Raw genomic sequence first — 22,882 nt, forward strand, 5'->3', positions numbered from 1 at the left:
CAGCTAAGAAGGAGCCCGCGCAGCATGCGAATCACGCTACCAGACGTCTCGGCGTGGACCGGTCAAGATCTCACATGCTGAGAGCGTCGGGGACGAGCACGCTCAGGCAGGTGACGCAGCCCTCCAGTTTCTCGAACTCCGAGATGTCGACCGCGACCACGGCGAGACCGCGCTTCTCCAGCAGTTCGGCGGTGCGCGGCGCGGAGGCCGCCATCAGGACCGTGTCCCCGTCCAGCGGCACGACGTGCGCGCCCGCCTCCTCCGGCGGCACCAGCAGGCCGGGCAGGCGGGCGTGCGCGGGGTCGCCGATGAGGGTGCCGTCGGGCAGCGCGGTGACGGCGGACTTGAGGTGGAGCACGCCGGACAGCTCGACCGGCACCACCCGCCTTTCGGGCAGCAGCGCGGCGAGCTGGGCGATGCCGTGGTCGTCGGTGCGGGCCGACCTGCCGACGTACACGGTGTCGCCGGTCTGCAGGACGTCGCCGCCGTCGAGCGTGCCCGGCCGCGTGATCCGTACCGTGTTCAGCCCGAGGCCCCGTACGGCCTGCTCGACGGAGTCCACCTCGGGACGCCGCTCCGGCGCGCCGGGCCTGGTCAGTACGGCGAGCCGGCCGGACACCACGACCGCGTCCTCCACGAACGGGGCGTCGGGCAGGTCGTCGGCGGGCGGGGCGTGCACCGGGCGCCAGCCGGCGGCGGCGAGGGCGGCGACGTAGGCGGCGTGCTGCTCGGCGGCGAGTTCGCGGTCGACGGGCTCGCGCGGGATGTTCGTGACGATGCCCTCGGCGATGCGGGGGCCGGGCTTCCTTACCAGGGCGAGACCAGCCATAGGGCGTGTTCTATCACGTGGGAGTTAGAGTCCCCCTATGCGGGACGACGAGATTCTGGACCGGATCAAGGCGCTGGTCGACGAGGAGCACGGCCTGCGCACCAGGCTGATGGCGGGCGAGCTGGCCACGGACGAGGAGAACGCCCGGGTCAACGAGCTGGAGGCGGCGCTCGACCAGTGCTGGGACCTGCTGCGGCAGCGGCGCGCCCGGCGCGGCGCGGGCGAGGACCCCGACGGCGCGTCGAGCCGCCCGGCGAGCCAGGTGGAGAACTACCGTCAGTAAAACCGTTCGCGTGGGCGGACGAGGTGCGCTTGTCTGGTGCCGTGCTGATCCAGCGGATCGAGTCGAGTGACCGGGCCAACGGGCTCTACGAGACGTACGTGGCGAGCATGGCGGGGATTCCCGGGCCTCTGTGGTCGCGGACCCGGTTCGGCGCTTACCTGCTGGAGGGGTCGCCGGGGTCGCGGGCCGAGGCGTGGGCCGTGGTCGAGGACGGCCGGGTCGTCGCGGGCTACGCGCTGGGCCTCCCCCGGTACGACAACACCCACCTCGCCACCCTGTTCACGCTGACGGTCCATCCTGAGCGGCAGCGCCGGGGGCTGGGCACCGCGCTGCTGGACCACGCCGCCGGCCGGGCGCGGGCGGGTGGTCGCGATCTGCTGATCGGCGGCGCCACGCTCGTCGGCGGCCCGGGATCCGCCTTCGCCGCCGCCCGCGGCTGCTCGGTGGCCGTCACGCAGGCGCGCAGCGTGCTCGACCTGGGTGCGGCCGATTGGGACGGACTCGCCCGCATGATGCCCGAGTCCGGCGGCTACCTGCTGGAGCGCTGGACGGGCCCGGCCGGCGACGACCTGCTGCCCGCGCTGGCGGCGGTGCTCGACGGCATGAACGACGCGCCGCGCGACGCGGGCGTGGAGCCCAAGCGGCTGCCGGTCGGCCGGATACGCGCCACCGAGGAGCGGATGCGGCGGGACGGCGAAGACTGTTACAGCATGCTCGCCCGGCGTGCCTCCGACGGCGCGCCCGCCGGGATCACCCGCATTTACCTGGACGCCGGCCGCGCGAGCCGCTGGGGTCACCAGGGCGACACGACGGTGCTCAAGGAGCACCGCGGCCACCGGCTCGGCCTGCTGCTCAAGCTGTCCAACCTGTTCTGGCTGCGCGAGAGCGAGCCGCAGGTGGACCGGATCGTCACCTGGAACGCCACCACGAACCGGCACATGCTGGCGATCAACGAGGCCATGGGCTTCGAGGTGCTCGACGAGTGGTACGAGTGGCGGCTTCCGCTATGACCGGGCCTGTCCGCGGGCGCGGCAGAATGGGTGATGTGACGGAACGGACGGCGCTTCTCCGCATCGCCCCGGAGCTGCTGCTGTTCCTGCCCGCGAGCCGGCGGGAGCCGCAGCGGCCCATCGTCACCGACGGGTCGTCGACGCTGGGTCACCACGTGGAGTCCGCCGGCGTCCCGCTGACCGAGGTGGGGCCGATGACGGCCGGCGGGCGCGCGGTGACGCCGGCGTACGTGCCGCGGCCGGGGGACGTGCTGGAGGTCGCGGCCGTGCCGCGGCCGCAGGCGCTGCCGGAGGAGCGGTTCCTGCTGGACGTGCACCTGGGGACGCTGGCCAGGCGGTTGCGGCTGCTCGGGCTCGACACCGCTTACCACAACGACATGGACGACCCGTCGCTGGTGGCGCAGGCGAACGCGGAGCGGCGGGTGCTGCTCACCCAGGACCGCGGGCTGCTGCGCCGCCGGGCGCTGTGGCTGGGCGCGTACGTGCGCGGGTCCCGTCCTGACGACCAGCTGCGTGACCTGCTGGAACGGTTCGCGCCGCCGCTGCGTCCGTGGACGCGGTGCACGGCCTGCAACGGTGAGCTGGTGGCGGTGTCCAAGGGCGAGGTGGCGCCGCTGCTGGAGGCGGGCACGCAGCGCAACTACGACGCGTACGGGCGGTGCCGCGAGTGCGGCCAGGTCTACTGGCACGGCGCCCACGGCGGGCGGCTGGACGAGATCGTCGAGTCGGCCCGCCGGTGGGCGGCGGGGTGACGGTCACACCGCGAGGAGCCGGTGGACGTCCTCGCCGTGCAGGTCCCCGGCGTCGCCGGTGCGCACGACCTGGCCGGCGTCGAGGATGACGAACCGGTCGGCCAGCCGGACCGCTATGTCGAGATACTGCTCGACGAGGAGCACGGCGAGCCCGGAGGCGTGCAGGCGTTCGACGGCCTCCTCGATCTCCAGGATGATCGACGGCTGGATGCCCTCGGTGGGCTCGTCGAGGATGAGCAGCCGGGGCCGGGTGACGAGCACGCGGGCGATGGCGAGCTGCTGCTGCTGGCCGCCGGACAGGTGCCCGGCCCGGCGTTTGAGCAGCGGCTTGAGCCCGGGGAAGAGGTCCAGCGCCGAGTCGACGGACTCCTTGCCCGTCCTGGCCGCCTCCATGGTCACCAGCAGGTTGCCCAGCACGGACAGCTGGGGGAAGCACTGGTGGCCCTGCGGCACGTACCCCATGCCGAGCCGGGCCCGCTCGTGGGTGGGCAGCCGGGTGACGTCGCGGCCGTCGAAGGTGACGGCGCCGGACGTCGCGGGCAGCACGCCCATGATGGTGTTGAGCAGCGTCGTCTTGCCGACGCCGTTGCGTCCCATGACGCAGACGAGCTGCCCGGGGCCGACGTCGAGCGAGACGCCGAACAGCACCCGGGCCCTGCCGTAGCCGGATTCGAGCTCACTTGCCGACAGCATCGCTGGGCCTCCTCCCCAGGTAGACCTCCTGCACCCGCGGGTCGGCGCTGACCTGCTCCACCGACCCCTCGACGAGCACCCTGCCCTCGTGCAGCACCGTCACGGCCGAGGCGTGCCGGCGCAGGAACTCCATGTCGTGCTCCACCACGATCACCGTGTGGTCGTCGGCGATCTCGGTGAGCAACTGCCCCGTACGGTCCCGTTCATCCTTGGACATGCCGGCGACGGGCTCGTCCAGGAGGAGCAGGCGGGGCCGCTGTGCCAGCAGCATGCCTATCTCCAGCCACTGGCGCTGGCCGTGGGAGAGAACACCGGCTGAACGGCCGGCGAGCGGTTCGAGTCCGGTCCTGGCCAGCGCCTCCGCGACGGCGTCCGACACGCCTCGCCGCCGCCCGGCCAGCGACCACAGCGGTTTCCTGAAGCAGGCGGCCAGGTCGAGGTTCTCCAGGACGGTGAGCTCCTCGAAGACGACCGAGGTCTGGAAGGTGCGGCCGACGCCGAGCCGGACGATCTGGTGCTCCTTCCGGCCGACCAGGTCGTACCCGCCGAACCTGACCCGCCCGGCGGCAGGCCTCGTCAGGCCGGTGATCACGTCGATGAGCGTGGTCTTGCCGGCGCCGTTGGGGCCGATGAGGAAGCGCAGCTCGCCGTCGGCCACGGTGAGGTCCACGCCGTCGAGGGCGTGGAAACCGTCGAAGACCACCCGCACGTCACGCAGTTCGAGCACGGCGCAACCTCCCCAGAATGCCGGCGATGCCCTTCGGCGCCAGCGTCATGACCAGGATGAACAGCGCGCCCTGGAGGTAGAGCCAGCCGTTGGCGAACTGCTCGCTGAACGTGGTCTGGGCGTAGCCCATGACGACCGCGCCGAGCACCGCCCCGGCCAGGACCTGCCGGCCGCCGACGGCGACCGCGACGACCAGCTCCAGGGACGGGACGACGCCGAGCAGGGCGGGCGAGATGATGCCGACGACCGGGACGAACAGGGCTCCGGCGAGCCCGGCCAGCCCGGCGGAGACGGCGAAGGTGACGGTCTTGACCAGGGCGGGGTCGTACCCGAGGAAGCGCACCCGGTCCTCTCCGTCGCGCACGGCGACCAGCAGCCTGCCGAACCTGCTGTTCACGAGCTGCCGGGTGGCCAGGTAGAGCACCCCGAGCACGCCCGCGACCACCAGGTACAGCATCCGCTGGGTGGAGTCGTCGGCCAGGTCGGCGCCGAACAGCTCGAAGAAGTTCGTCATGCCGTTGGTGCCGCCGGTCAGCCCCTGCTGCCCGACGAGCAGGATGACCATGGCGGCGGCGAGCGCCTGGGTGAGGATCGCGAAGTACGCGCCCCGTACCCGCTGCCTGAAGACCAGCGTGCCGAGCACGACCGCGAGCAGCACCGGCCCGGCCACCGCCATGGTCAGCGCGAACACCGGATTGGCGAACGGCGCCCAGAGCGCGGGCAGTTCCTCCACGCCGCTCCACACCATGAAGTCGGGCAGGCCGCCGCCGCTCTCGCTGAGCTTGAGGTACATGGCCATCGAGTAGCCGCCGAGGCCGAAGAAGACGCCCTGGCCGAGGGTGAGCATGCCGCCCTGCCCCCAGGCCAGCCCGATGCCGAGCGCCACGATCGCGTAGCAGAGGTACTTGGCGAGCAGGCTCAGCCGGAACGGCTCCAGCAGCAGCGGGGCGGCGACCAGGGCGATCACCGCGATGGCGGCGAACGGCAGGTTCCTCTTGATCATGTCAGCGCCCTCGATCTCAGGGCGACCAGCCCCTGTGGCCGCACCTGCAGGAAGCCGATGACGGCCGCGAACACGAGCACCTTGGCCAGGCTCGCGTCGGACCAGAACTCGGCGTACGAGTTGAGCAGCCCCAGCCCGACGGCGGCGAGCACGGCCCCGCGCAGCTGCCCGAGCCCGCCCGCGACCACCACCAGGAAGGCGTCGACGATGTAGTAGGTGCCGAGCGCGGGCCCGACGGGGCCGATGAGGGTGAGCGCCACCCCGGCCAGCCCGGCCAGCCCGGAGCCGATGAAGAAGGTCAGCATGTCCACCCGGCCGGGGTCGATGCCGCTGGTGGCGGCCAGCCGCCGGTTCTGCACGACCGCCTGCGTGCGCCGTCCCAGTTTGGTACGGGTGAGGTACAGCCAGATGCCGGCCACGCCCGCGACGGCGAGCGCCATGATGAACAGGCGGTTGTACGGGAGGATGCCGATGCCGCCGGACAGCCACGACGGCGCGGGCACCTGCACGTTCGGGGCGCCGAACAGGTCGCGGGCGAGCTGCTGCAGCACCAGGCTGACGCCCCAGGTGAGCAGCAGCGTGTCGAGCGGCCTGCCGTAGAAGTGGCGGATGGCGCCGCGCTCCAGCGCCAGGCCCATGAGCCCGGCGACCACGAACGCCGCGGGCAGCGCGAGCAGCAGGTCCTGGAGCAGGAAGGCGGTGTACGCGCCCGCCATGATGAACTCGCCGTGCGCCATGTTGATCACGCCCATCTGGCCGAACGTGACCGTCAGCCCGAGCGCCACCAGGAGCAGCACGGCCGCGATGGACAGCCCGATGGGGAGCTGGTTGACGACTGCCGTCATCACTCCTCCGCCAGCCCGCCGGCCCAGGAGTACCCCTTGAGGTACGGGTCGGGCTTGATCGGCTCGCCGGAGTCCCACACCTGCTCGATCAGGCCGTCGGGCCGGATGACGCCGATGCGGGCGGTCTTGTACAGGTGCTGGTTCTCGCCGTCGATGGTGACCAGGCCCTCGGGGCGCTCCAGGGCGATCCCGCCGGCCGCCTTCTTGACGGCCTCGACCTCGGTCGTGCCGGCCTTCTTGACCGCCTCGGCCCACAGGTGGACGGCGTTGTAGCCGGCCTGCATCGGGTCGCTGGTGACCTTGTCCTCGCCGTACGCGGCCTTGAACGCCTTGACGAACGCCTGGTTGGCCGGGGTGTCGGTGGTCTGGTAGTAGTTCCAGGCGACCGGGTGGCCGGCGATGTTGTCCACGCCGATGCCCTTGACCTCCTCCTCGGCGACGCTCACCGACAGCACCGGCATCGCCTCGGCGCTCACGCCGGCGCTCTTGAGCTGCTTGAAGAAGGCGACGTTGGAGTCTCCGTTGAGCGTGTTGAAGACGGCGTCGGGCCCGGCCTGGACGACCTTGTTGACGAGGGTGGAGTACTCGGTGTGGCCCAGCGGGGTGTACTCCTCGCCGAGCACCTGCATCCCGTTCGCGGCCGCGTACGCTTTGATGATCTTGTTGGCGGTGCGCGGGAAGACGTAGTCGCTGCCGACCAGGAAGATCTTCTTCTTGCCCTGCTCCTTCAGGTAGTCGAGGCCGGGGATGATCTGCTGGTTGGTGGTGGCGCCGGTGTAGAAGATGTTCGGGGAGCTCTCCAGGCCTTCGTACTGCACCGGATACCAGAGCAGCGACTTGTAACGTTCGAAGACCGGCAGCATGGCCTTGCGGCTGGCCGACGTCCAGCCGCCGAACACGGTGGCCACCTTGTCCTGCCTGATCAGCTTGGTCGCCTTCTCGGCGAAGGTCGGCCAGTCGGACGCGCCGTCCTCGACGACCGGGACCAGCTTCTTGCCGAGGACTCCGCCCGCCTGGTTGATCTCCTCGATGGCGAGCAGTTCGGCGTCCCGTACGGTGACCTCGCTGATGGCCATGGTGCCGCTGAGCGAGTGGAGGACGCCGACCTTGATCTCGTCCTGGGCGCCGGCGGAGGAGCCGGACCCGGACGGCGGCGACCCGCAGGCCGCGAGGGTGGTGAGGAGAAGCGCGGAGACGAGGGCGCGGGGGGTTCGCACCAGCAGTTCCTTCCTGCCGACCTGCCATTGGAAGAAAGGTGACTCCCTCGCGTGTCACGGATAGATCCCGCGTGTTAATTGCCGATTGCCACGCCCTCACCGGAACGCGGGTGTTCGTCATCTGGGCCGCTCGGCAACGGAAACCGGTACGACATGCCCCGGCAACACCCGGGAAACGGCCGGTTCCTATGGTCCGGGCCATGCGGCTAACCCCACACGAGCAGGAACGCCTGCTCATCCACGTCGCCGCCGGGGTGGCGCGTGACCGCCAGGCTCGCGGCCTGCGGCTCAACCACCCGGAGGCCACCGCGGTCATCGCGTCGTTCCTGATGGAAGGGGCCAGGGACGGCCGGACGGTGGCCGAGCTGATGGAGTCGGGGCGCTCGGTGCTGCGCCGGGACGAGGTCATGGAGGGCGTACCGGAGATGCTCGACAGCGTGCAGATCGAGGCCACCTTCCCCGACGGCACCAAGCTCGTCACCGTGCACAGGCCGATCCCGTGATCCCGGGCGAGTACGCGCACCCCGAGGGCGCCATCCCGCTGAACCCGGGCCGGGCGCGCGTGACGGTGCGGGTCGTGAACACCGCGGACCGGCCCGTACAGGTCGGCTCCCACTACCACTTCGCGGCCGTGAACCCGGGGCTGGACTTCGACCGGGAGGCCGCGTGGGGGATGCGGCTGGACGTGCCCGCGGGCACCGCGGTCAGGTTCGAGCCCGGCGTGGCGCGCGACGTCACGCTGGTCCCGCTGGCCGGCCGCCGGATCGTGCCGGGGCTGCGGCCCGAGCGGGCGGGGGCGCTCGATGGCTGAGCTCTCCCGCGCCCGCTACGCCGCGCTCTACGGCCCGACCACCGGCGACCGCGTGCGACTGGCCGACACCGACCTGTTCATCGAGGTCACCGAGGACCGCTCGATGGGCCCGGCGGGAGCGGGCGACGAGGCCGTGTTCGGCGGCGGCAAGGTCATCCGCGAGTCGATGGGCCAGTCCAGGGCCACCCGCGCCGAGGGCGCCGCCGACCTGGTCATCACCGGCGCGGTCATCCTCGACCACTGGGGCGTGGTCAAGGCCGACGTGGGCATCGTGGGCGGCCGCATCACGGCCATCGGCAAGGCCGGCAACCCCGACACCATGGACGGCGTCGACATCGTCATCGGCCCGTCCACCGAGATCCTGGCCGGCAACGGCAAGATCCTCACCGCCGGCGCGGTCGACTCCCACGTGCACCTCATCTGCCCGCAGATCCTGGACGAGGCCATCGGCTCGGGCGTCACCACCGTGATCGGCGGCGGCACCGGCCCCGTCGAGGGCACCAAGGCCACCACCGTCACCCCGACCTGGTATCTGGAGCGGATGCTGGAGTCGCTCGACTCCTATCCGCTCAACTTCGCGCTGCTCGGCAAGGGCAACACGGTCAGCACGGAAGGGCTGCTGGAGCAGCTCAAGGCCGGCGCGTCCGGTTTCAAGCTGCACGAGGACTGGGGCACCACGCCCGCCGCCATCGACGCGTGCCTCACCGTGGCCGACGCGACGGGCGTGCAGGTGACGATCCACACCGACACGCTGAACGAGGCCGGCTTCGTCGAGTCGACGCTGGCGGCGATCGGCGGCCGGGCGATCCACGCCTACCACACCGAGGGCGCGGGCGGCGGGCACGCGCCCGACATCATCCGCGTCGCCTCCCACGGCAACGTGCTGCCGTCGTCGACCAACCCGACCCGGCCGCACACCGTCAACACCCTGGACGAGCACCTGGACATGCTCATGGTGTGCCACCACCTCAACCCGGCCATCCCGGAGGACCTGGCGTTCGCCGAGTCGAGGATCAGGCCCACCACGATGGCGGCCGAGGACATCCTGCACGACCTCGGCGCGATCTCCATCATCGGCTCCGACTCGCAGGCCATGGGCCGCATCGGCGAGACCGTCATCCGCACCTGGCAGACGGCGCACGTGATGAAGGCCCGCCGGGGCAAGCTCGGCGACGGCCCCGCCGACAACCTGCGGGCCCGCCGTTACGTCGCCAAGTACACGATCTGCCCGGCCGTGGCGCACGGGCTGGACGCCGAGCTGGGCTCGGTGGAGCCGGGCAAGCTGGCCGACCTGGTGCTGTGGGACCCGGCGTTCTTCGCGGTCAAGCCGGCGCTGGTGCTCAAGGGCGGGGTGGTCGCCTGGGCCCAGATGGGCGACGCGAACGCCTCGATCCCGACGCCGCAGCCGGTGCTGCCACGGCCCATGTTCGGCGCCGTCCCGGTGACGGCCGCCGCCACGTCGCTGCACTTCGTGGCGCCGCTCGCGCTGGAGACCGGGCTCGCCGACCGGCTCGCGGCGCGCCGCCGCCTCGTCCCCGTGGCGGACGTACGCAGACGCGGCAAGGACGCGATGCCGCTCAACGACGCCCTGCCGCGCATCGAGGTGGCGCCGGACACGTTCGAGGTACGCATCGACGGCGAACCCGTCGAGCCCGCTCCCGCCCCGGCCCTGCCGCTGGCCCAGCGCTACTTCCTGTTCTGATGCACCCGGCGATCCTCCTCCTCACCGACTCCCGCCTCCCGGCCGGCGGCCACGCCCACTCCGGCGGGGTCGAGCAGGCGGTCGCCCTGGGGCTGGTCCACGACCTCCCGTCCCTGTCGTCGTTCCTCCGGGGCCGCCTCCACACGGCCGGCGCCCTCGCCGCCACCCTCGCCACCGCCGCCTGCACCTTCGCCGCCTCCCCCGTACGCGGTGAATTCCGCCCAGACGGATCCCCTCCTGCGGGATGCCCCTCGCACCCGAGAGACCTTGTCCGCGGAGAGGTCAGCCCTCACCCCACGGTCAGCGGCCCCAGCCCTGTGCGGGAGGAAGTCCCATCGGGCGGCTCCCCTCGTTCGGGGGACGGCACCGTACGGAAGGGCCTGTCGCGGGGATCCCCTTGCTCAGCGAGCGGCACCGTACGGGGAGATGAGGTTTCGCCGGTCGGTGGGGTGCGCTTCTCCTGGGAGCTGCTGGACGCCGAGGCCGATGCGCGGACGGCGTCGCCCGCGCAGCGGGAGGCCGCGCGGTTGCAGGGGAGGCTGCTGCTGCGGGTGGCGCGGCGACTGTGGCCGTCACCGGTGCTCGACGAGCTGGCCCAGGAGGTCCCGAGCCCGCACCACCCGATCGCTCTCGGCGCGGCGGCGCACGCGGCGAGAGCCACACCCGGGGACGCCGCACTGGCGGCGGCCTATCACGCGATCACCGGCCCGGCCACGGCGGCGGTGCGCCTGCTCGGCCTCGACCCGGTGGCCGTGCACGGCATCCTCGCCGACCTCACACCCGACCTGACCGCCCTCGCCGAACCAGCCAGAACCAAGTTCCCCCAGCCGAACGCGACCACCCATCCCAAGCCGCCTGGGACGAAGACTCCCGAACCGACCGACACCGGGCTCCTCCGGCCGCACGACATCACCCAGCCCGAACCAGGTGCGACAGAGATAGCCGAACCTGCGGGTTCGAGGCTCCCCCAGCCGCAGGAGACCACCCAGCCCAAACCGGGCGCGATGGAGACTCCCGAACCGGCCGATGCCAAGCTCCCCAAGCCGAACGGGACCGCTCGTCACGAACCGGACGCGACGGGGACTCTCAAGCAGGCCGAGGCCGGGCTTCCTGAACCGCGCGGGATCGGAACTACCCAGCTTTCCAAGGCCGGGCTTCACGAGCGGGGCGGGATCGGGACTCCCGAGCCACCCGAGGCCGGGCTTCACGAGCCGGGCGGGATCGGGACTTTCCTGCCCTCCACGGCGGGGCTTCACGAACCCGGTCGGTTCGGGGCTGCTGAGGTGGACGGGGTGGGGGTCCCTGGGGTGGACGGGTGTGCGTCGATGTGCGCGCCTTCCGTGAGCGCCAGCCAGCCGGCGCGAGGAGGCTGTGGATGTTCCGAGCTGGCCGGATACTCCGCTGATCCGGGGGTGGAGGAGGGCGGATGGGCGGCGCTGGGGGCGCCGTCCGCGCCAGGACTGGACCTGCTGGCCGAGCGGCACGCGCACGCGACGGTCAGGCTTTTCGTCTCATAAGGAGGAACCCCGCGACATGGGCGCCAACCACGACGACCACCATCACGCCCCCGACGGCCACGGCAGGGCGCTGCGGCTCGGGGTCGGCGGTCCCGTCGGCAGCGGCAAGACGGCCCTGGTGGCCGCGCTGTGCCGGGCCCTCGGTCCGTCACTGCAGCTCGGCGTGGTGACCAACGACATCTACACCACGGAGGACGCCGACTTCCTGCGAAGGGCCGGCGTGCTCGACGAGGAGCGCATCGCCGCCGTCGAGACCGGCTGCTGCCCGCACACCGCCATCCGCGACGACATCGCCGCCAATCTGGACGCCGTTGAGACGCTCGAACACCGCTTCGGCCCGCTCGACCTGGTCATCGTGGAGAGCGGCGGTGACAACCTGACGGCGACGTTCAGCCGAGGGCTGGCCGACCGGCAGATCTTCGTCCTGGACGTGTCCGGCGGGGACAAGGTGCCGCGCAAGGGCGGTCCCGGCGTCACCGCGGCCGACCTGCTGGTGGTCAACAAGACGGACCTGGCCCCGATGGTGGGCGCGGACCTGGGCGTCATGGACCGGGACGCGGCGGCGGTGCGCGGCGGCAGGCCGGTGCTGTTCACCTCGGTCAGGCAGGAACCCGCCGTGGCCGAGGTGGCCGCCTGGGTGACGGACCAGGTCAAGTCCTGGCGCCACGAGTACGCCTGACATGCGCGCCAGAGCCGCCATCGCCACGACCCTGGCAGCCAGACCGTCCACCCACCGAGCCACACCGGAACCATTCCACGATCCAGCCTTCGGCTCGGCGGCGGAACCACCTCCTGACCAAACCACCTGCTCGGCCGCGGCGAGACCGTCCCACGACCAACCCACCCCGACAGCGAACCCATCCCACAACCGATTCAGCCTGACGGCGTTCGGAACACCCCACGACCGCCCCCCGACGGTGGTGGGTTCGTCCCACGGCCGAGCTGCGGGATCGTCCGATGGCTGGGGCGGCGGGACGGTGGGGGGTGGGACCGTGATCTCGTTGTTGCGTTCCGATCCTCCGTTGACGTTGCGGCAGACCGGGGAGGCTGCCGTGCATCTGGTCTCCACGGCGGCCGGGCCTCTGGGGGGTGACGACCTGGCGCTCGATCTGGTCGTCGCGGCGGGTACCACGCTGGAGGTGGGGTCGGTGGCGAGCACGCTCGTCCTGCCGGGGCGGGGCGAGTCGTCGATGCTCATCACCGCCGTGGTGGGCGAGGGGGCGACGCTCCGGTTCACGCCGGAGCCGACCGTGCTGGCCGCCGGGTGTTCCCATCGCATGTCCGTACGGCTCAAGCTCGCGCCGGGCGCGCGGGTGCTGTGGCGGGAGGAGATCGTCTTCGGGCGGTACGGGGAGCGGCCGGGACGCTGCCATACCCGCTTCGACGCCACGGTCGGCGGGCGGCCGCTGCTGAGGCAGGAGTTCACCGTGGGCGATGAGGCGCTGGACTCCTCCCCCGCCGTCTTCGGCGGCGCCGCCTGTGTGGGCACGACGCTCATCACGGGCCCGGCCGCCCCGCCGGAGGCAGTGGTGGCGGATGGCGTCGCCGTGCTGCCCCTGGCCGGGCCGGGCACGCTGGTGTCCGCACTGGCCGCCGACGCGGTCGAACTGCGCGCCAGGCTGCGCTGGGGCGAGTCCGCCGTGATCAACGGCCCACATCAGGATCAGGCCCCCGAGGAAGGCCGACCACGATGAACACCCACAGGCACGACACCCCGGGAGGACCCACGAGTACACCCGCCCACGACGCCCAACCGCAGTGACCTCACAAACAGGCCACACCCCAAGAAAGCCCGCCACGAGGACACCCGGGCACGACGCTCCGCAGAGAAGAGCAACCGCGAGCGCACCCGCCGCAGACCACCCGTAGAGACCCCCAAAAAGCCGACCGCGAGCGCACCCGCCCGCGACGTCCCGCGAGGGCCGATTGTGGAGATGTTCCAGGGAAGCCCGGGAAGAGGGCGGTCGGGATGGTGCCTGACGGTGACGAGTGGGTGGCGGTGGATGGTGCGGGTGCCCGGCGCAGCTTATCGTGATCGTGTGGCCGAAGCCAGGGCGGGCAGCCGCGGCTACGCGGCGGGGATCACGCTGGCCGGGGCGGTGCTGGCGTTGTGCGCGGTGCTGCCGTGGTCGGGGGTGCGGGCCAGCAGCGCCATCATCGGCGGCGCGATCACCAGCGACACGCGCGGCATCGACGACCTGCTCGGCGTCTACGCCCTGCTCGCCGGGGTGGCGGCGATCGGCTGCGGCATCACCGGGATGCTGGCCCGGCCGAGGCTCGCGGCCGTGGCGGCGGTGCCGGGGGCGCTGGCGATGCTGGCGCTGGTGATGTTCGTGTCCTCCCCGCGCGGTCCGGCCGACCGGGTCTCGCTCGACGTGGGCGAGCTGCTCTCGGTCGAGCCGGTGATCCGCTACGGCTGGTACGCGGCGCTGGCGTCGGCGTTCGCGGTGGTCCTGCTGGCCGTCCTGACGCTGGTCCGCCGCGTGTGAAGTCCTGTGTGACGTGACGCCGGTTCAGGCGACCTTGGTCTCGGAGATGATCGTCCGCTTGACGAGGCGGTCGCCGTCCATCCAGTGCCAGGTGCGGCACTTGTGCCTGCCGTCGCGGGACAGCTGGATGAGCTCGTACAGGTAGTTGTCGGGGTCGTCCTTGTACGACCACGTCAGCACGATCGTCAGGTCGTCCACCTGGCTCATCTCGCCGGTGATCCGCTCGGTGTCGAAGTAGGCGATCTCGTTCTCCACGCGCCCGCCGAAGTCGAACACCTCCTGGCGGCCGTCGTCCCAGGTGTAGGTGTTGGTCTGGATGAAGCTGAACGAGCCGTCCTCGGGGATCCTGCAGTACAGGTGGGAGGCGTGCCGGTCGACGATCTTGCCATCGGCGTCGACGTGGATGTACTCCCCACGCCACTCTCCGAGGTGCTTGTCCATGATCGGCATTCCGGGGACTCCTGCGCGCATGATTCCTCCTGGTCACAGCGGCGGTTGACAGGTAGATGGCGGCGAGCTTAGCGTGACAACTAGCCAAAATGGAACACTGTTCCGCAAACAGGAACAGCCTCGCTCCCCGGAGGGCATGTGACCGAGAACGACCGAGAGCCACTGGTCGAGGGGATCACCGCCGCGATCGTCGGCGTCACCGACTTCGGCCCGCACCTCGAACTCTTCCGCGACGTGCTGGGCTACGAGGTGGCCGGCGAGGGCGTGGTGCCCGGGTCGGTCGCCGGCCCGCTGTGGGGGTCGGGCCCCGCGGACGTCGAGGTGATGGCGCTGGCCGCGGCCGGGGCCGGCACCGGGCGGATCCACCTGGTGCGCGTGCCGGAGCCGCTCGCCCCCGCACAGCCGCCGCACAACCTCGACGTCGGCCTGGTCGGCATCGACATGTACGCCCGCGACATCGAGGCCGCGCACGCGGGCTTCGCCGCCTCCGGCCGCGCTTGGACCACCGCGCCGACCACGTACGGCGTCAGCGTCGGGGACCGCGAGGTGCAGGTCACGCAGGGCGTCTGCCCGGCGCCGGACGGCACGGTCGTGGTGTTCGTGCAGCCGGCCGCGGTCCGCGGCACCGAGGCGTGGGCCGCCGACCCCGCGCGCCCCTACACCGAGCTGACCTCCGTCGTCTGCCACGTGCCCGACCCCGACTCCGAGGTCGCGTTCTGGGGCCCTGACGGCCTGGGCATGGCCGTCTGGTACGACGTGGTCTTCTCCGCCCCCGGCTTCGACGAGGTGGCGGGCCTGCCGCCGGGCACCGAGATGCGGCTGGCGTTCCTGGCCGGGGAGAAGACCGCCAGGATCGAGGTCACCAGCGCCGCCACCGAGCACCGCGTGGACCGGCGGGCCACCCAGCGCCCGGCCCGCTCGCTGGGCCACAGCGGCTGGTCGGTGCGGACCCGGGACCTGGAGGCCGCGCTGGAGAGCGTCCGCGCGACCGGCGGCACGGTGACGGCCTCCCCCGCCGAGACCGACGACCCGCTGCACGGGCGCGCCCTGGTGGCCGCCGCCGACACCCCGAACGGCATCGCCGTCACCCTCTGGCAGCCACGCGGCTGACTTCCCCCACTCCGACGTAAGGAAGAGACCATGCCCGTCCTCCGTGGAGGCGCCCCCCTGTCGATCGCGGGCGGGGTGCGCGAGTTCGCCCGCGCCACCCCCTCGGCGACCGCGGTGATCGACGGGGAACGCACCCTCACCTACGCCGCGCTCGACGAACGCGCCAACCGCCTGGCGTGCGCGCTGCTGGCCCGGGGCCTGACGACCGGCGACCGGGTGGCGGTGCTGCTCGGCAACCGGCTGGAGTACCCCGAGATCGCCGCGGGCGTCGCCAAGGCGGGCCTGGTGATGGTGCCGCTGAACCCGAGGCTCACGGCGGTCGAGGCCCGCTACATCCTGGAGCACTCGGGCAGCCGCGCGATCGTCCTGGACGACGCCTGCGCCGCCACGGTGGGCGACGCGATCGAGGAGCTGCGGCTGACGGCGCTGTCCATCGACGGCGCGCAGGCCGGGCGGCCGTACGAGGAGGAGCTGGCCGCGGCCCGCGCGGCCGATCCCGGGGTCCGGGTGGACGAGCTCGACCCGTTCTGCATCACCTACACCTCCGGCACGACCGGGCGGCCCAAGGGCGTGGTGATCAGTCATCGCAGCCGGTCGCTCACGTTCTACTGCTCGGCACTGGAGTGGGGGCTGGGCGCCGGCCGGGTGTCGGTGGCGGTGGCCCCGATGTACCACGGGGCCGGGTTCGCCTTCGGGTACGCGCCGGTCTACACCGGCGGCACCGTCACCATGCTCCGTAAATGGGACCCGGAGGCGCTGCTGCACCTGGTGGAGCGGGACCGGGCGCGCTCGGTGTTCCTGGTGCCGACCCACGCGCAGATGCTCCGTACGATGGACGACGGCAAGCTCGCGGGCCACGACCTGAGCAGCCTCGACACGCTCTACTTCAACGCCGCCGCGCTGCCCTGGACGCTGAAGCAGTGGGTCATGGAGACGTTCCCCGCGTGCGGCGTGCACGAGCTGTACGGGTCCACGGAGGCCGGCATCGTGACCAATCTGCGCCCGGTGGACCAGCACCGCAAGCCGGGCTCGGTGGGCCACGCCTGGTACATGACGGAGCTGCGGGTGGTGGACCCGTCGGGTGCGCCGGCCGGCCCCGGCGAGCCGGGCGAGCTGTTCAGCCGCTCCCCCTTCCTGATGAACGGCTACCACGACGACCCGGCGGCCACCGCCGCGTGCACGACCGAGGACGGCTTCCTGACCTGCGGCGACATTGTCGTCCGGGACGAGGAGGGCTACGTGCACGTCGTGGACCGCAAGAAGGACATGATCATCTCCGGCGGCCTGAACGTCTACCCGCGCGAGATCGAGGACGTGCTGGCCACGCACGGGGCGGTCGCCGAGGCGGCGGTCGTCGGCTCCCCGTCCGAGCAGTGGGGCGAGGAGGTCATGGCCTACGTCGTGCTGCGCCGCGGCGTCGAGGCCGCGCCCGAGAGCCTCTTCCCCGAGCTGGAGGCGCACTGCCGGACGGGCCTGGCGGGCTACAAGGTCCCCAGGCGGTGGCAGGTCGTCACCGAGCTGCCCAGGAACGCGGCCGGCAAGATCGTCAAGCGGGACCTGAAGGCGCAGGCGGGAGCCTCCTAGGCCCTTGACCCGCAATACATCAGACAATTACTCTCGAATCAACTGAAGAAACAACGTTTCGCATACCGGAACAATCGGCTTCACGGTCGGTGGAAGGACAACCAAGTGCGCCCGCATGTCGAGCTGATCCAAGAAGATGACTACGTCTGGCACGGCGCCGAGCTGGTCGGCGGGGAAGGGCGGGCCAGCGAGCGACGCCTGTCGGTGGACGAGGAGGACGGCTCCTCGTCGCTGCGGGTCGACTTCCACACCGCCTGGGGCCGCGGCCCGGGCATCCACCACGCCAACACCGAGTACTACGTGCTCGAAGGCTCGATGACGTACGGCGGCCGCCAGATCGGCAAGGGCGGGTACGTGTACGCGCCTAAGGGCGTGCCGGCCGACGCGATCACGTTCGCCGAGGGCACCCGCATCCTGCACTACCGCGAGTACGGCGACGCCGGCTTCGACGCCGTCGACTCGCTCGCCGCCCCGCGATGGGCGGACGCCCGCGAGGACGTCATCGTCATCGACAGCGACGCCATGCAGTGGGACGCGGTGCCGAACCCCGGCCCGATGCCCGGCCTGTTCATCAAGTATCTGCACGTCGACCCGGTGACCGGCTTCTACACCCGGCTGGTGCACGCCCAGGAGGGCTGGGCCGACCACCGCCTGGCCCACCACCCGTGCTACGAGGAGGCGTACACCACCCAGGGCCACATGGAGTACAACTTCGGCACCCTGGACCTCGGCACCTACTTCTTCCGCCCAGCCCGGGTCAAGCACGGCCACTTCACCTCGATGGAGGGCGGCGCGACCTGGCTGCTGCGCTCCGACGGCGAGCTGTTCAACTGGTACACCCAGAACGAGTGGGTGCGCTGGGGCGGCGAGGGCATCAACTACGGCCCCGGCGGCGGCGCCATGCGCTGGTCCCAGTCCTCCCACGAGCTCGGCGGCGAGTCCCGGCGCAGCGACGAGGACATGGAGATGCTCCGGGCGTCGCTGGAGTACGCGCGCAGCCAGGGCGCCGACGAGGGCGACGTCGTGGAGCACGGCCTCGGCACCGACGCCAGCCTGATCGCCATCGCCAAGGCCCTCGACACCGCCCGGCTGCAGGGCGGCCACGGCGACCACGACCATGACCACAGTCATGACCACGACCACGGCGACCACGGGGTCCTGGAGGCCGACTGGGGCGCGGCCCCGGCCGACCTGGAGCACCCCGACCAGCGCACCGACGAGCACGCGCACAACTGGGGCGCGGGCCGCGTCTGGAAGCAGGGCGACCCCATCCCCGCGCCGATCCTCTCCAGCCTGCCCGTGCGCAGCCGCTCGCGCGGCCGCTGGGACGGCGACGGCATGTAGTCACGCCTGACACCTCATGAATCACCGTGTTGAATCACCGTGGCCGGGTCCCGAGGGGCCCGGCCACACGCACTCCTACGGAGACTCACTCATGATCCTCGCCGCGCCCATCGAACCGGTTCATGGGCTCAACGCCTACAGTTTGGCGATCTTCCTGCACATCGTCCTGTTCGTGTACTGGCTGGGCAGCGACATCGGCGTCTTCTACTCCAGCCGCTTCATCCTCAAGTCCGACCTGCCCACCCCGGCCCGGTCGGTGGCCGCCAAGATCATGCACGCGGTCGACATGGCGCCGCGCATCTGCCTGGTGCTGTTCCTGCCCAGCGGCGTGACGCTGATGGCGCTCGGGCCGTTCGCCGAGGACTACTTCCCCTGGTGGTTCGTCGCCCTCGTCTGGGTGGCCGCGCTGTGCTGGCTGGTGCTGGTCGTCTACGACTACACCAAGGGCGCCACCGCGCTCGGCCGGATCGTGCAGCGGCTCGACCTGGTCGTCCGGTACGGCTTGGTAGCCGTGCTGGTCGGCATCGGCGCGTACATGCTGGTCGTGCCGGAGCCGTTCGGCGTCCAGACGAACCCGAAGTGGCTGGGCGCCAAGCTCGCCGCCTACGGGCTCTGCATCCTCGCCGGCGTGATGATCCGCTGGCGGCTGAAGCCGTTCGGGCCGGCGTTCGGCAAGCTGGTCTCCGAGGGTTCCACGCCGGAGGTCGAAGCCAGGATCCGCACGTCCGTGCAGACGTGCCTGCCGTACGTGTACGCCATCTGGTTCCTGGTGCTCCTGGCGGCCTTCCTCGGCGTCGTCAAGCCCGGCACCACCGCCTTCGGCTGACCGGGACCCGTACAGAACGAAACGTCCGGCACGGGCCTCGCGGGCCCGTGCCGGACGTTCGTCGTCGGGTGTGTCAGGCGGACTCTCGGAGCTGTCCCAGGTAGGCGGCCTGGACGCGGGGGTCGTCGCGCAGCTCGGCCGCGGTGCCCTCCAGCCCCACCGTCCCGTGGTCGAGCACGTAGCCGCGGTCGGCGAGCCGCAGCGCGGTGCTGGCCTGCTGCTCGACGAGCAGGATGGTGAGCCCGCGCTCCTCGTGCAGCCGCTTGAGATAGCCGAACAGCTCGATGACCTTCAGCGGCGCCAGCCCCAGCGACGGCTCGTCCAGCATGAGCAGGCGGGGGTCGCCCATCAGGGCGCGGGCGACCGCGAGCATCTGCGCCTCGCCGCCCGAGAGCGTGCCGGCGAGCTGGGTGCTCCGCTCGGCCAGCCGCGGGAACAGCTCCAGCATCTCCTCACGCCGCCGCTCGGTCTCGGCGCGCTTGCGCCGCACCGGGAAGGCGCCCAGGGTGAGGTTCTCCATGACGGTGTGCTCGGGGAAGATCTGCCGGCCCTCGGGCACGTGGCCGAGCCCGAGGGCGGGCCGCTTCCAGCCGGGCACCTTGGCCAGGTCCTTGCCGGCGAAGCTGATCCGCCCCGCCACGGGCTTGAGCAGCCCGGAGACGCACTTCATGGTCGTGGTCTTGCCCGACCCGTTGGGGCCGAGCAGGACGACGAACTCGCCCTCGTCGACGTGCAGGTCGAGCCCGTCGAGGGCGCGCACGCCGCCGTAGGCGGCGCCCAGCCCCGACAGTTCCAGCAGTCTGCTCACGACTCGTCTCCCATGAGGTCCGGGCGGCCGAGATACGCCTCGAGGACCGCCGCCGAGTTGCGCACCCGTTCCGGGTTGCCCTGCTCGATCACCTTTCCGCTCTCCAGGACGGTGATCTCGTCGCAGAGGTTCATCACGAAGTCCACGTTGTGCTCGATCAGCACGACGGCCAGCCCGCGCTCGCGCAGCGCCCGGCAGAGCCTGGCCAGGGCGTCCAGCTCGCCGGTCGTCAGGCCGGTGGCGGGCTCGTCCAGGATGAGCACCTTGGGCCGGCTGGCCACCGCGCGGACGACCTCCAGCAGGCGCTTCTGGCCGTGCGAAAGGGACGAGGCGAGCCAGTCGGCGCGGGAGGCGAGCCCGGCGAAGGCCAGCAGCTCCAGCGCCTCCTTCCGCTCGACCTCGTCCTGGCGGCGGTAGGACGGCGAGCGGAGCACGGCGCCGAGCCAGCTGTAGGACTCGCGCGTCCGCATGCCGGTGAGCACGTTGTCGAGCACGCTGACCCGCTCGAACAGGTGCGGGACCTGGAAGACCCGGGTGACCCCGGCCCGCGCCACCCCGTGCGCGGTCGCGGCTGCCTCCTCGCCGAACACCTTCACGGTGCCGGCGTCGATCTTGTGATAGCGGGTCAGGCAGGACACCAGCGTGGACTTGCCGGACCCGTTGGGCCCGATGATGCCGTGCACGGTGCCGGGCATGATGCGCACGTCCACGCCGTCGAGCGCGTGCACGCCGCCGAAGTGCTTGACGATTCCGGTGCCTTCCAGCGCGGACACGTCCGGCCGGGCGTCGCGCAGCTCGGGCACCACGTCGGGCACCTGTTCGGGCAGCTCCTCGTCCCTGGCCTCGGTCACCCGGTCGCGGCCGAAGCGCGAGTTCTTCCAGGTGCCGACGATGCCGCCGGGGATCAGCATCATGGCGGCCAGCAGCAGCAGGCCGAGGACGAGGGTGGTGTAGCGGGCCTGGTCCTTGATCAGCTCGACGATCAGGGCGATGAACCCGACGCCGATGATCGGCCCGGCCAGGGTGGCGCTGCCGCCGAGGAACAGGCCGACGAAGAAGATGATGCCGTTGTCGAGCAGGCCGACGTCCGGGTTGATGAACCCGAGCTGCAGCGCGTACAGGGCTCCGGACAGGCCCGCCATGCCGCCGCAGATGCCGAACAGCAGGAGCTTGGCCCGGTTCGGCGAGATGCCCATCGCGGAGGCGGTGTCGGAGGACTCGCGCACGGCCATCGAGGCGCGGCCGACGCCGCTGCGCACGAGGTTGCGCTGCACGATGTAGGCGAGGACGAGGAAGCCCAGCACCACGTAGTAGAAGACCTCCTTGGGCATGATCTCGCCGCCGGCGGCGGGCGCGATGCCGCTGATGCCGACGATGCCGCCGGTGACCGGCTCCCATTCGCGGCCGACCTCGACCACGATGAGGTTGGCGGCCAGGGTGATCATGCCGAAGTACAGGTACGTGGCCCGCAGGCTGACCGCGAGCACCATGAGGGCGATCACGGTGCCGACGGCGGTCGAGGCCACGATGCCGAGCAGCCACGAGCCGCTCGCCTTGACCACGATGTAGCCGGTGGCGTACCCGCCCGCCAGTTGCAGGCCGCTGTGGAGCATCGACAGCAGCCCGCCGTACCCCATGCACAGGTTGAGGGAGATCGTCAGGATCGCGCTGATGCCGGCCGAGGCGACCAGCCCGTTGTAGTACGAGGCGTTGTAGCTGTAGTAGTCGGTGATGTACGGCCAGGCGAGCAGCACGCCGACGGCCACGATCGTCAGCCCGGCCAGGGCCACGGTGCGCCATCGGTGGTAGCCCGCGGAGTCGAAGAAGGAGCCGCCGCGCCCGCCGGCGCGGGCGGGGGTCGTTTCCACCGTTGCCATCAGTGCGCCTCCATGGGCTTGCCGAAGAGTCCGGACGGGAAGATGACGAGGATCACGGCGAGGGCGGCGAAGACGGCGAAGTTGCCGATGGAGCCGCCGACCAGGCTGCGCACGATCGTGTCGAGCAGGCCGACGATCATGCCGCCGATCAGCGCGCCGCGGGGCGAGCCGACGCCGCCGATGACCGCGGCGGTGAAGCCCTTGATGGTGAACACCAGGCCGGCCGCCGGGGCCACGAAGATCACGGGGGCGGCGAGCAGGCCGGCGACGGCGCTGATCACGGCCGCGATGACGAAGGAGAGCACCACGATGCGCTGCACGGGGATGCCCATCAGCACCGAGGTGTCGGAGCTGTGGGCGGTGGCCCGGATCGCCCTGCCGTAGGCGGAGCGGCGCAGGAACTGGTCGTAGAGCCCCATGACGGCCAGCGCGGCCACGATGGTCAGCAGTTCCTGCCACTGGATGGTCATCCCGGCGACCTCGAACCCGCCGGGGATGATCGGGCTGGGTCTCAGGGCGTCGACGTCGAAGTAGCCCAGGTTGAACACCGACTGGAAGATCAGCGCCGCGGCCAGCGTCGCGATGATCCAGGCGTTGCGCGATCCGGACAGCTTGATGGGCAGGGTGATCATGCGTTCCATGAGCACGCCCATGACGCAGGCCAGCACGATGGTCAGGCCGATCGCCGCGGCCCAGCCCAGCTTCTCCAGCGCGACGATCTGGTAGGCCACGGCGGCGCCGAGGATCAGCGCCTCGCCCTGAGCGAAGTTCATGATCCGGGTCGGCTGGAAGACGATCGCCAGGGCGAGTGCGACCAGGGCGTAGATGGAACCGGCGAACAGCCCATCGATGATGGCCTCGGGGCTCATCAGCACCGCTCCTCGGGGGTGTTACGGGTAGTGCCAGAGTCGTTCCACAAAACGAAACAGCGTTTCAACGGAAAAAGCTAGGGGTCGCCCAAGAACCCTGTCAATAGGTCTGATGTTTGAGCGACCCCTGGTCAAC

The 22,882-nt window shown here is 71.4% G+C and carries 24 protein-coding genes; 14 read left to right on the forward strand and 10 right to left on the reverse strand.

The genetic code is table 11. From position 1 onward, the window contains the following. Positions 1-70 precede the first annotated feature (70 nt). Positions 71-829: a dimethylargininase gene (gene ddaH, locus ACIBF7_RS23090; protein ID WP_397198116.1), complete on the reverse strand. Its 759-nt coding sequence runs from the start codon at positions 827-829 to the stop codon at positions 71-73. Positions 830-866: 37 nt separating this feature from the next. Here ddaH and ACIBF7_RS23095 point away from each other — a divergent pair, with 37 nt between their 5' ends. The 3 genes from ACIBF7_RS23095 to ACIBF7_RS23105 are packed head-to-tail and all read left to right on the forward strand — an operon-like array spanning position 867 to position 2,874. Continuing rightward, the gene (locus tag ACIBF7_RS23095; RefSeq protein WP_219549217.1) at positions 867-1,112 is read left to right on the forward strand and encodes a DUF2630 family protein; all 246 of its coding nucleotides are present in this window, start codon (positions 867-869) and stop codon (positions 1,110-1,112) included. Positions 1,113-1,141: 29 nt separating this feature from the next. Next, positions 1,142-2,122: a GNAT family N-acetyltransferase gene (locus ACIBF7_RS23100; RefSeq protein WP_397198117.1), complete on the forward strand. Its 981-nt coding sequence runs from the start codon at positions 1,142-1,144 to the stop codon at positions 2,120-2,122. A gap of 35 nt (positions 2,123-2,157) precedes the next feature. After that, on the forward strand, positions 2,158-2,874 hold the full coding sequence (locus ACIBF7_RS23105; protein WP_271277780.1) for a Mut7-C RNAse domain-containing protein: 717 nt from the start codon (positions 2,158-2,160) through the stop codon (positions 2,872-2,874). A gap of 3 nt (positions 2,875-2,877) precedes the next feature. On the opposite strand, the gene urtE is transcribed toward ACIBF7_RS23105, so the two are convergent. The 5 genes from urtE to urtA are packed head-to-tail and all read right to left on the reverse strand — an operon-like array spanning position 2,878 to position 7,359. Next, the gene (urtE, locus tag ACIBF7_RS23110; protein ID WP_148033432.1) at positions 2,878-3,567 is read right to left on the reverse strand and encodes an urea ABC transporter ATP-binding subunit UrtE; all 690 of its coding nucleotides are present in this window, start codon (positions 3,565-3,567) and stop codon (positions 2,878-2,880) included. After that, the gene (gene urtD / locus ACIBF7_RS23115; RefSeq protein WP_148033433.1) at positions 3,551-4,294 is read right to left on the reverse strand and encodes an urea ABC transporter ATP-binding protein UrtD; all 744 of its coding nucleotides are present in this window, start codon (positions 4,292-4,294) and stop codon (positions 3,551-3,553) included. The genes urtE and urtD overlap by 17 nt, the downstream gene beginning before the upstream one ends. Next, entirely contained in the window at positions 4,278-5,297 is a 1,020-nt protein-coding gene (gene urtC / locus ACIBF7_RS23120; RefSeq protein ID WP_148033434.1) for an urea ABC transporter permease subunit UrtC, read from the reverse strand. The genes urtD and urtC overlap by 17 nt, the downstream gene beginning before the upstream one ends. Then, the gene (urtB, locus tag ACIBF7_RS23125; RefSeq protein WP_148033435.1) at positions 5,294-6,142 is read right to left on the reverse strand and encodes an urea ABC transporter permease subunit UrtB; all 849 of its coding nucleotides are present in this window, start codon (positions 6,140-6,142) and stop codon (positions 5,294-5,296) included. Before urtB ends, urtC begins: the two co-directional genes overlap by 4 nt. Beyond that, entirely contained in the window at positions 6,142-7,359 is a 1,218-nt protein-coding gene (gene urtA / locus ACIBF7_RS23130; RefSeq protein WP_397198118.1) for an urea ABC transporter substrate-binding protein, read from the reverse strand. Before urtA ends, urtB begins: the two co-directional genes overlap by 1 nt. A 200-nt stretch (positions 7,360-7,559) precedes the next feature. Here urtA and ACIBF7_RS23135 point away from each other — a divergent pair, with 200 nt between their 5' ends. The 7 genes from ACIBF7_RS23135 (at position 7,560) to ACIBF7_RS23165 (ending at position 13,878) form a co-directional block, all read left to right on the forward strand. Continuing rightward, a complete protein-coding gene (locus tag ACIBF7_RS23135; RefSeq protein WP_148033436.1) occupies positions 7,560-7,862 on the forward strand; it encodes an urease subunit gamma in 303 nt (100 codons plus the stop codon). Further along, positions 7,859-8,170 carry an urease subunit beta gene (locus tag ACIBF7_RS23140; protein WP_148033437.1) on the forward strand — a complete coding sequence of 104 codons (312 nt, stop codon included), beginning with the start codon at positions 7,859-7,861 and terminating at the stop codon, positions 8,168-8,170. Before ACIBF7_RS23135 ends, ACIBF7_RS23140 begins: the two co-directional genes overlap by 4 nt. Beyond that, a complete protein-coding gene (locus ACIBF7_RS23145; RefSeq protein ID WP_397198119.1) occupies positions 8,163-9,872 on the forward strand; it encodes an urease subunit alpha in 1,710 nt (569 codons plus the stop codon). The genes ACIBF7_RS23140 and ACIBF7_RS23145 overlap by 8 nt, the downstream gene beginning before the upstream one ends. A 449-nt stretch (positions 9,873-10,321) precedes the next feature. Further along, positions 10,322-11,389, forward strand: a complete 1,068-nt coding sequence (locus ACIBF7_RS23150; protein WP_397198120.1) for an urease accessory UreF family protein — start codon at positions 10,322-10,324, stop codon at positions 11,387-11,389. Between the two features lie 16 nt (positions 11,390-11,405). Next, complete coding sequence (ureG, locus tag ACIBF7_RS23155) at positions 11,406-12,068, forward strand: urease accessory protein UreG (protein ID WP_148033440.1); 663 nt, start codon at positions 11,406-11,408, stop codon at positions 12,066-12,068. Positions 12,069-12,441: 373 nt separating this feature from the next. Beyond that, entirely contained in the window at positions 12,442-13,083 is a 642-nt protein-coding gene (locus ACIBF7_RS23160) for an urease accessory protein UreD (protein ID WP_364228366.1), read from the forward strand. A 345-nt stretch (positions 13,084-13,428) separates the two neighbouring features. Then, positions 13,429-13,878: a hypothetical protein gene (locus tag ACIBF7_RS23165; RefSeq protein WP_148033442.1), complete on the forward strand. Its 450-nt coding sequence runs from the start codon at positions 13,429-13,431 to the stop codon at positions 13,876-13,878. Positions 13,879-13,902: 24 nt separating this feature from the next. On the opposite strand, the gene ACIBF7_RS23170 is transcribed toward ACIBF7_RS23165, so the two are convergent. Continuing rightward, positions 13,903-14,349 (reverse strand): hypothetical protein, encoded by a 447-nt coding sequence (locus ACIBF7_RS23170; RefSeq protein WP_219549195.1) that lies wholly within the window; start codon positions 14,347-14,349, stop codon positions 13,903-13,905. Positions 14,350-14,466: 117 nt separating this feature from the next. On the opposite strand from ACIBF7_RS23170, the gene ACIBF7_RS23175 reads away from it, so the two are divergent. The 4 genes from ACIBF7_RS23175 (at position 14,467) to ACIBF7_RS23190 (ending at position 19,192) form a co-directional block, all read left to right on the forward strand. Continuing rightward, on the forward strand, positions 14,467-15,438 hold the full coding sequence (locus ACIBF7_RS23175) for a hypothetical protein (RefSeq protein ID WP_148033444.1): 972 nt from the start codon (positions 14,467-14,469) through the stop codon (positions 15,436-15,438). 30 nt (positions 15,439-15,468) lie between these two features. Further along, positions 15,469-17,022, forward strand: a complete 1,554-nt coding sequence (locus tag ACIBF7_RS23180) for a class I adenylate-forming enzyme family protein (protein ID WP_397198121.1) — start codon at positions 15,469-15,471, stop codon at positions 17,020-17,022. A gap of 105 nt (positions 17,023-17,127) precedes the next feature. Further along, the gene (locus ACIBF7_RS23185; RefSeq protein ID WP_397198122.1) at positions 17,128-18,366 is read left to right on the forward strand and encodes a DUF4437 domain-containing protein; all 1,239 of its coding nucleotides are present in this window, start codon (positions 17,128-17,130) and stop codon (positions 18,364-18,366) included. A gap of 91 nt (positions 18,367-18,457) precedes the next feature. Further along, positions 18,458-19,192 carry a hypothetical protein gene (locus ACIBF7_RS23190; protein ID WP_397198123.1) on the forward strand — a complete coding sequence of 245 codons (735 nt, stop codon included), beginning with the start codon at positions 18,458-18,460 and terminating at the stop codon, positions 19,190-19,192. A 73-nt stretch (positions 19,193-19,265) separates the two neighbouring features. Here the strand turns inward: ACIBF7_RS23190 and ACIBF7_RS23195 are convergent, their stop codons facing one another. From ACIBF7_RS23195 to ACIBF7_RS23205, 3 genes are read right to left on the reverse strand one after another with little or no spacing between them, the layout of a single operon-like run. After that, a complete protein-coding gene (locus ACIBF7_RS23195) occupies positions 19,266-20,000 on the reverse strand; it encodes an ABC transporter ATP-binding protein (RefSeq protein WP_397198124.1) in 735 nt (244 codons plus the stop codon). Beyond that, positions 19,997-21,877, reverse strand: a complete 1,881-nt coding sequence (locus tag ACIBF7_RS23200) for a branched-chain amino acid ABC transporter ATP-binding protein/permease (protein WP_397198125.1) — start codon at positions 21,875-21,877, stop codon at positions 19,997-19,999. Before ACIBF7_RS23200 ends, ACIBF7_RS23195 begins: the two co-directional genes overlap by 4 nt. Next, a complete protein-coding gene (locus tag ACIBF7_RS23205; RefSeq protein ID WP_219549186.1) occupies positions 21,877-22,746 on the reverse strand; it encodes a branched-chain amino acid ABC transporter permease in 870 nt (289 codons plus the stop codon). Before ACIBF7_RS23205 ends, ACIBF7_RS23200 begins: the two co-directional genes overlap by 1 nt. Positions 22,747-22,882 lie beyond the last annotated feature (136 nt).

This window comes from Nonomuraea sp. NPDC050478 (genome assembly GCF_044458265.1).
GTDB lineage: Bacteria > Actinomycetota > Actinomycetes > Streptosporangiales > Streptosporangiaceae > Nonomuraea > Nonomuraea ferruginea.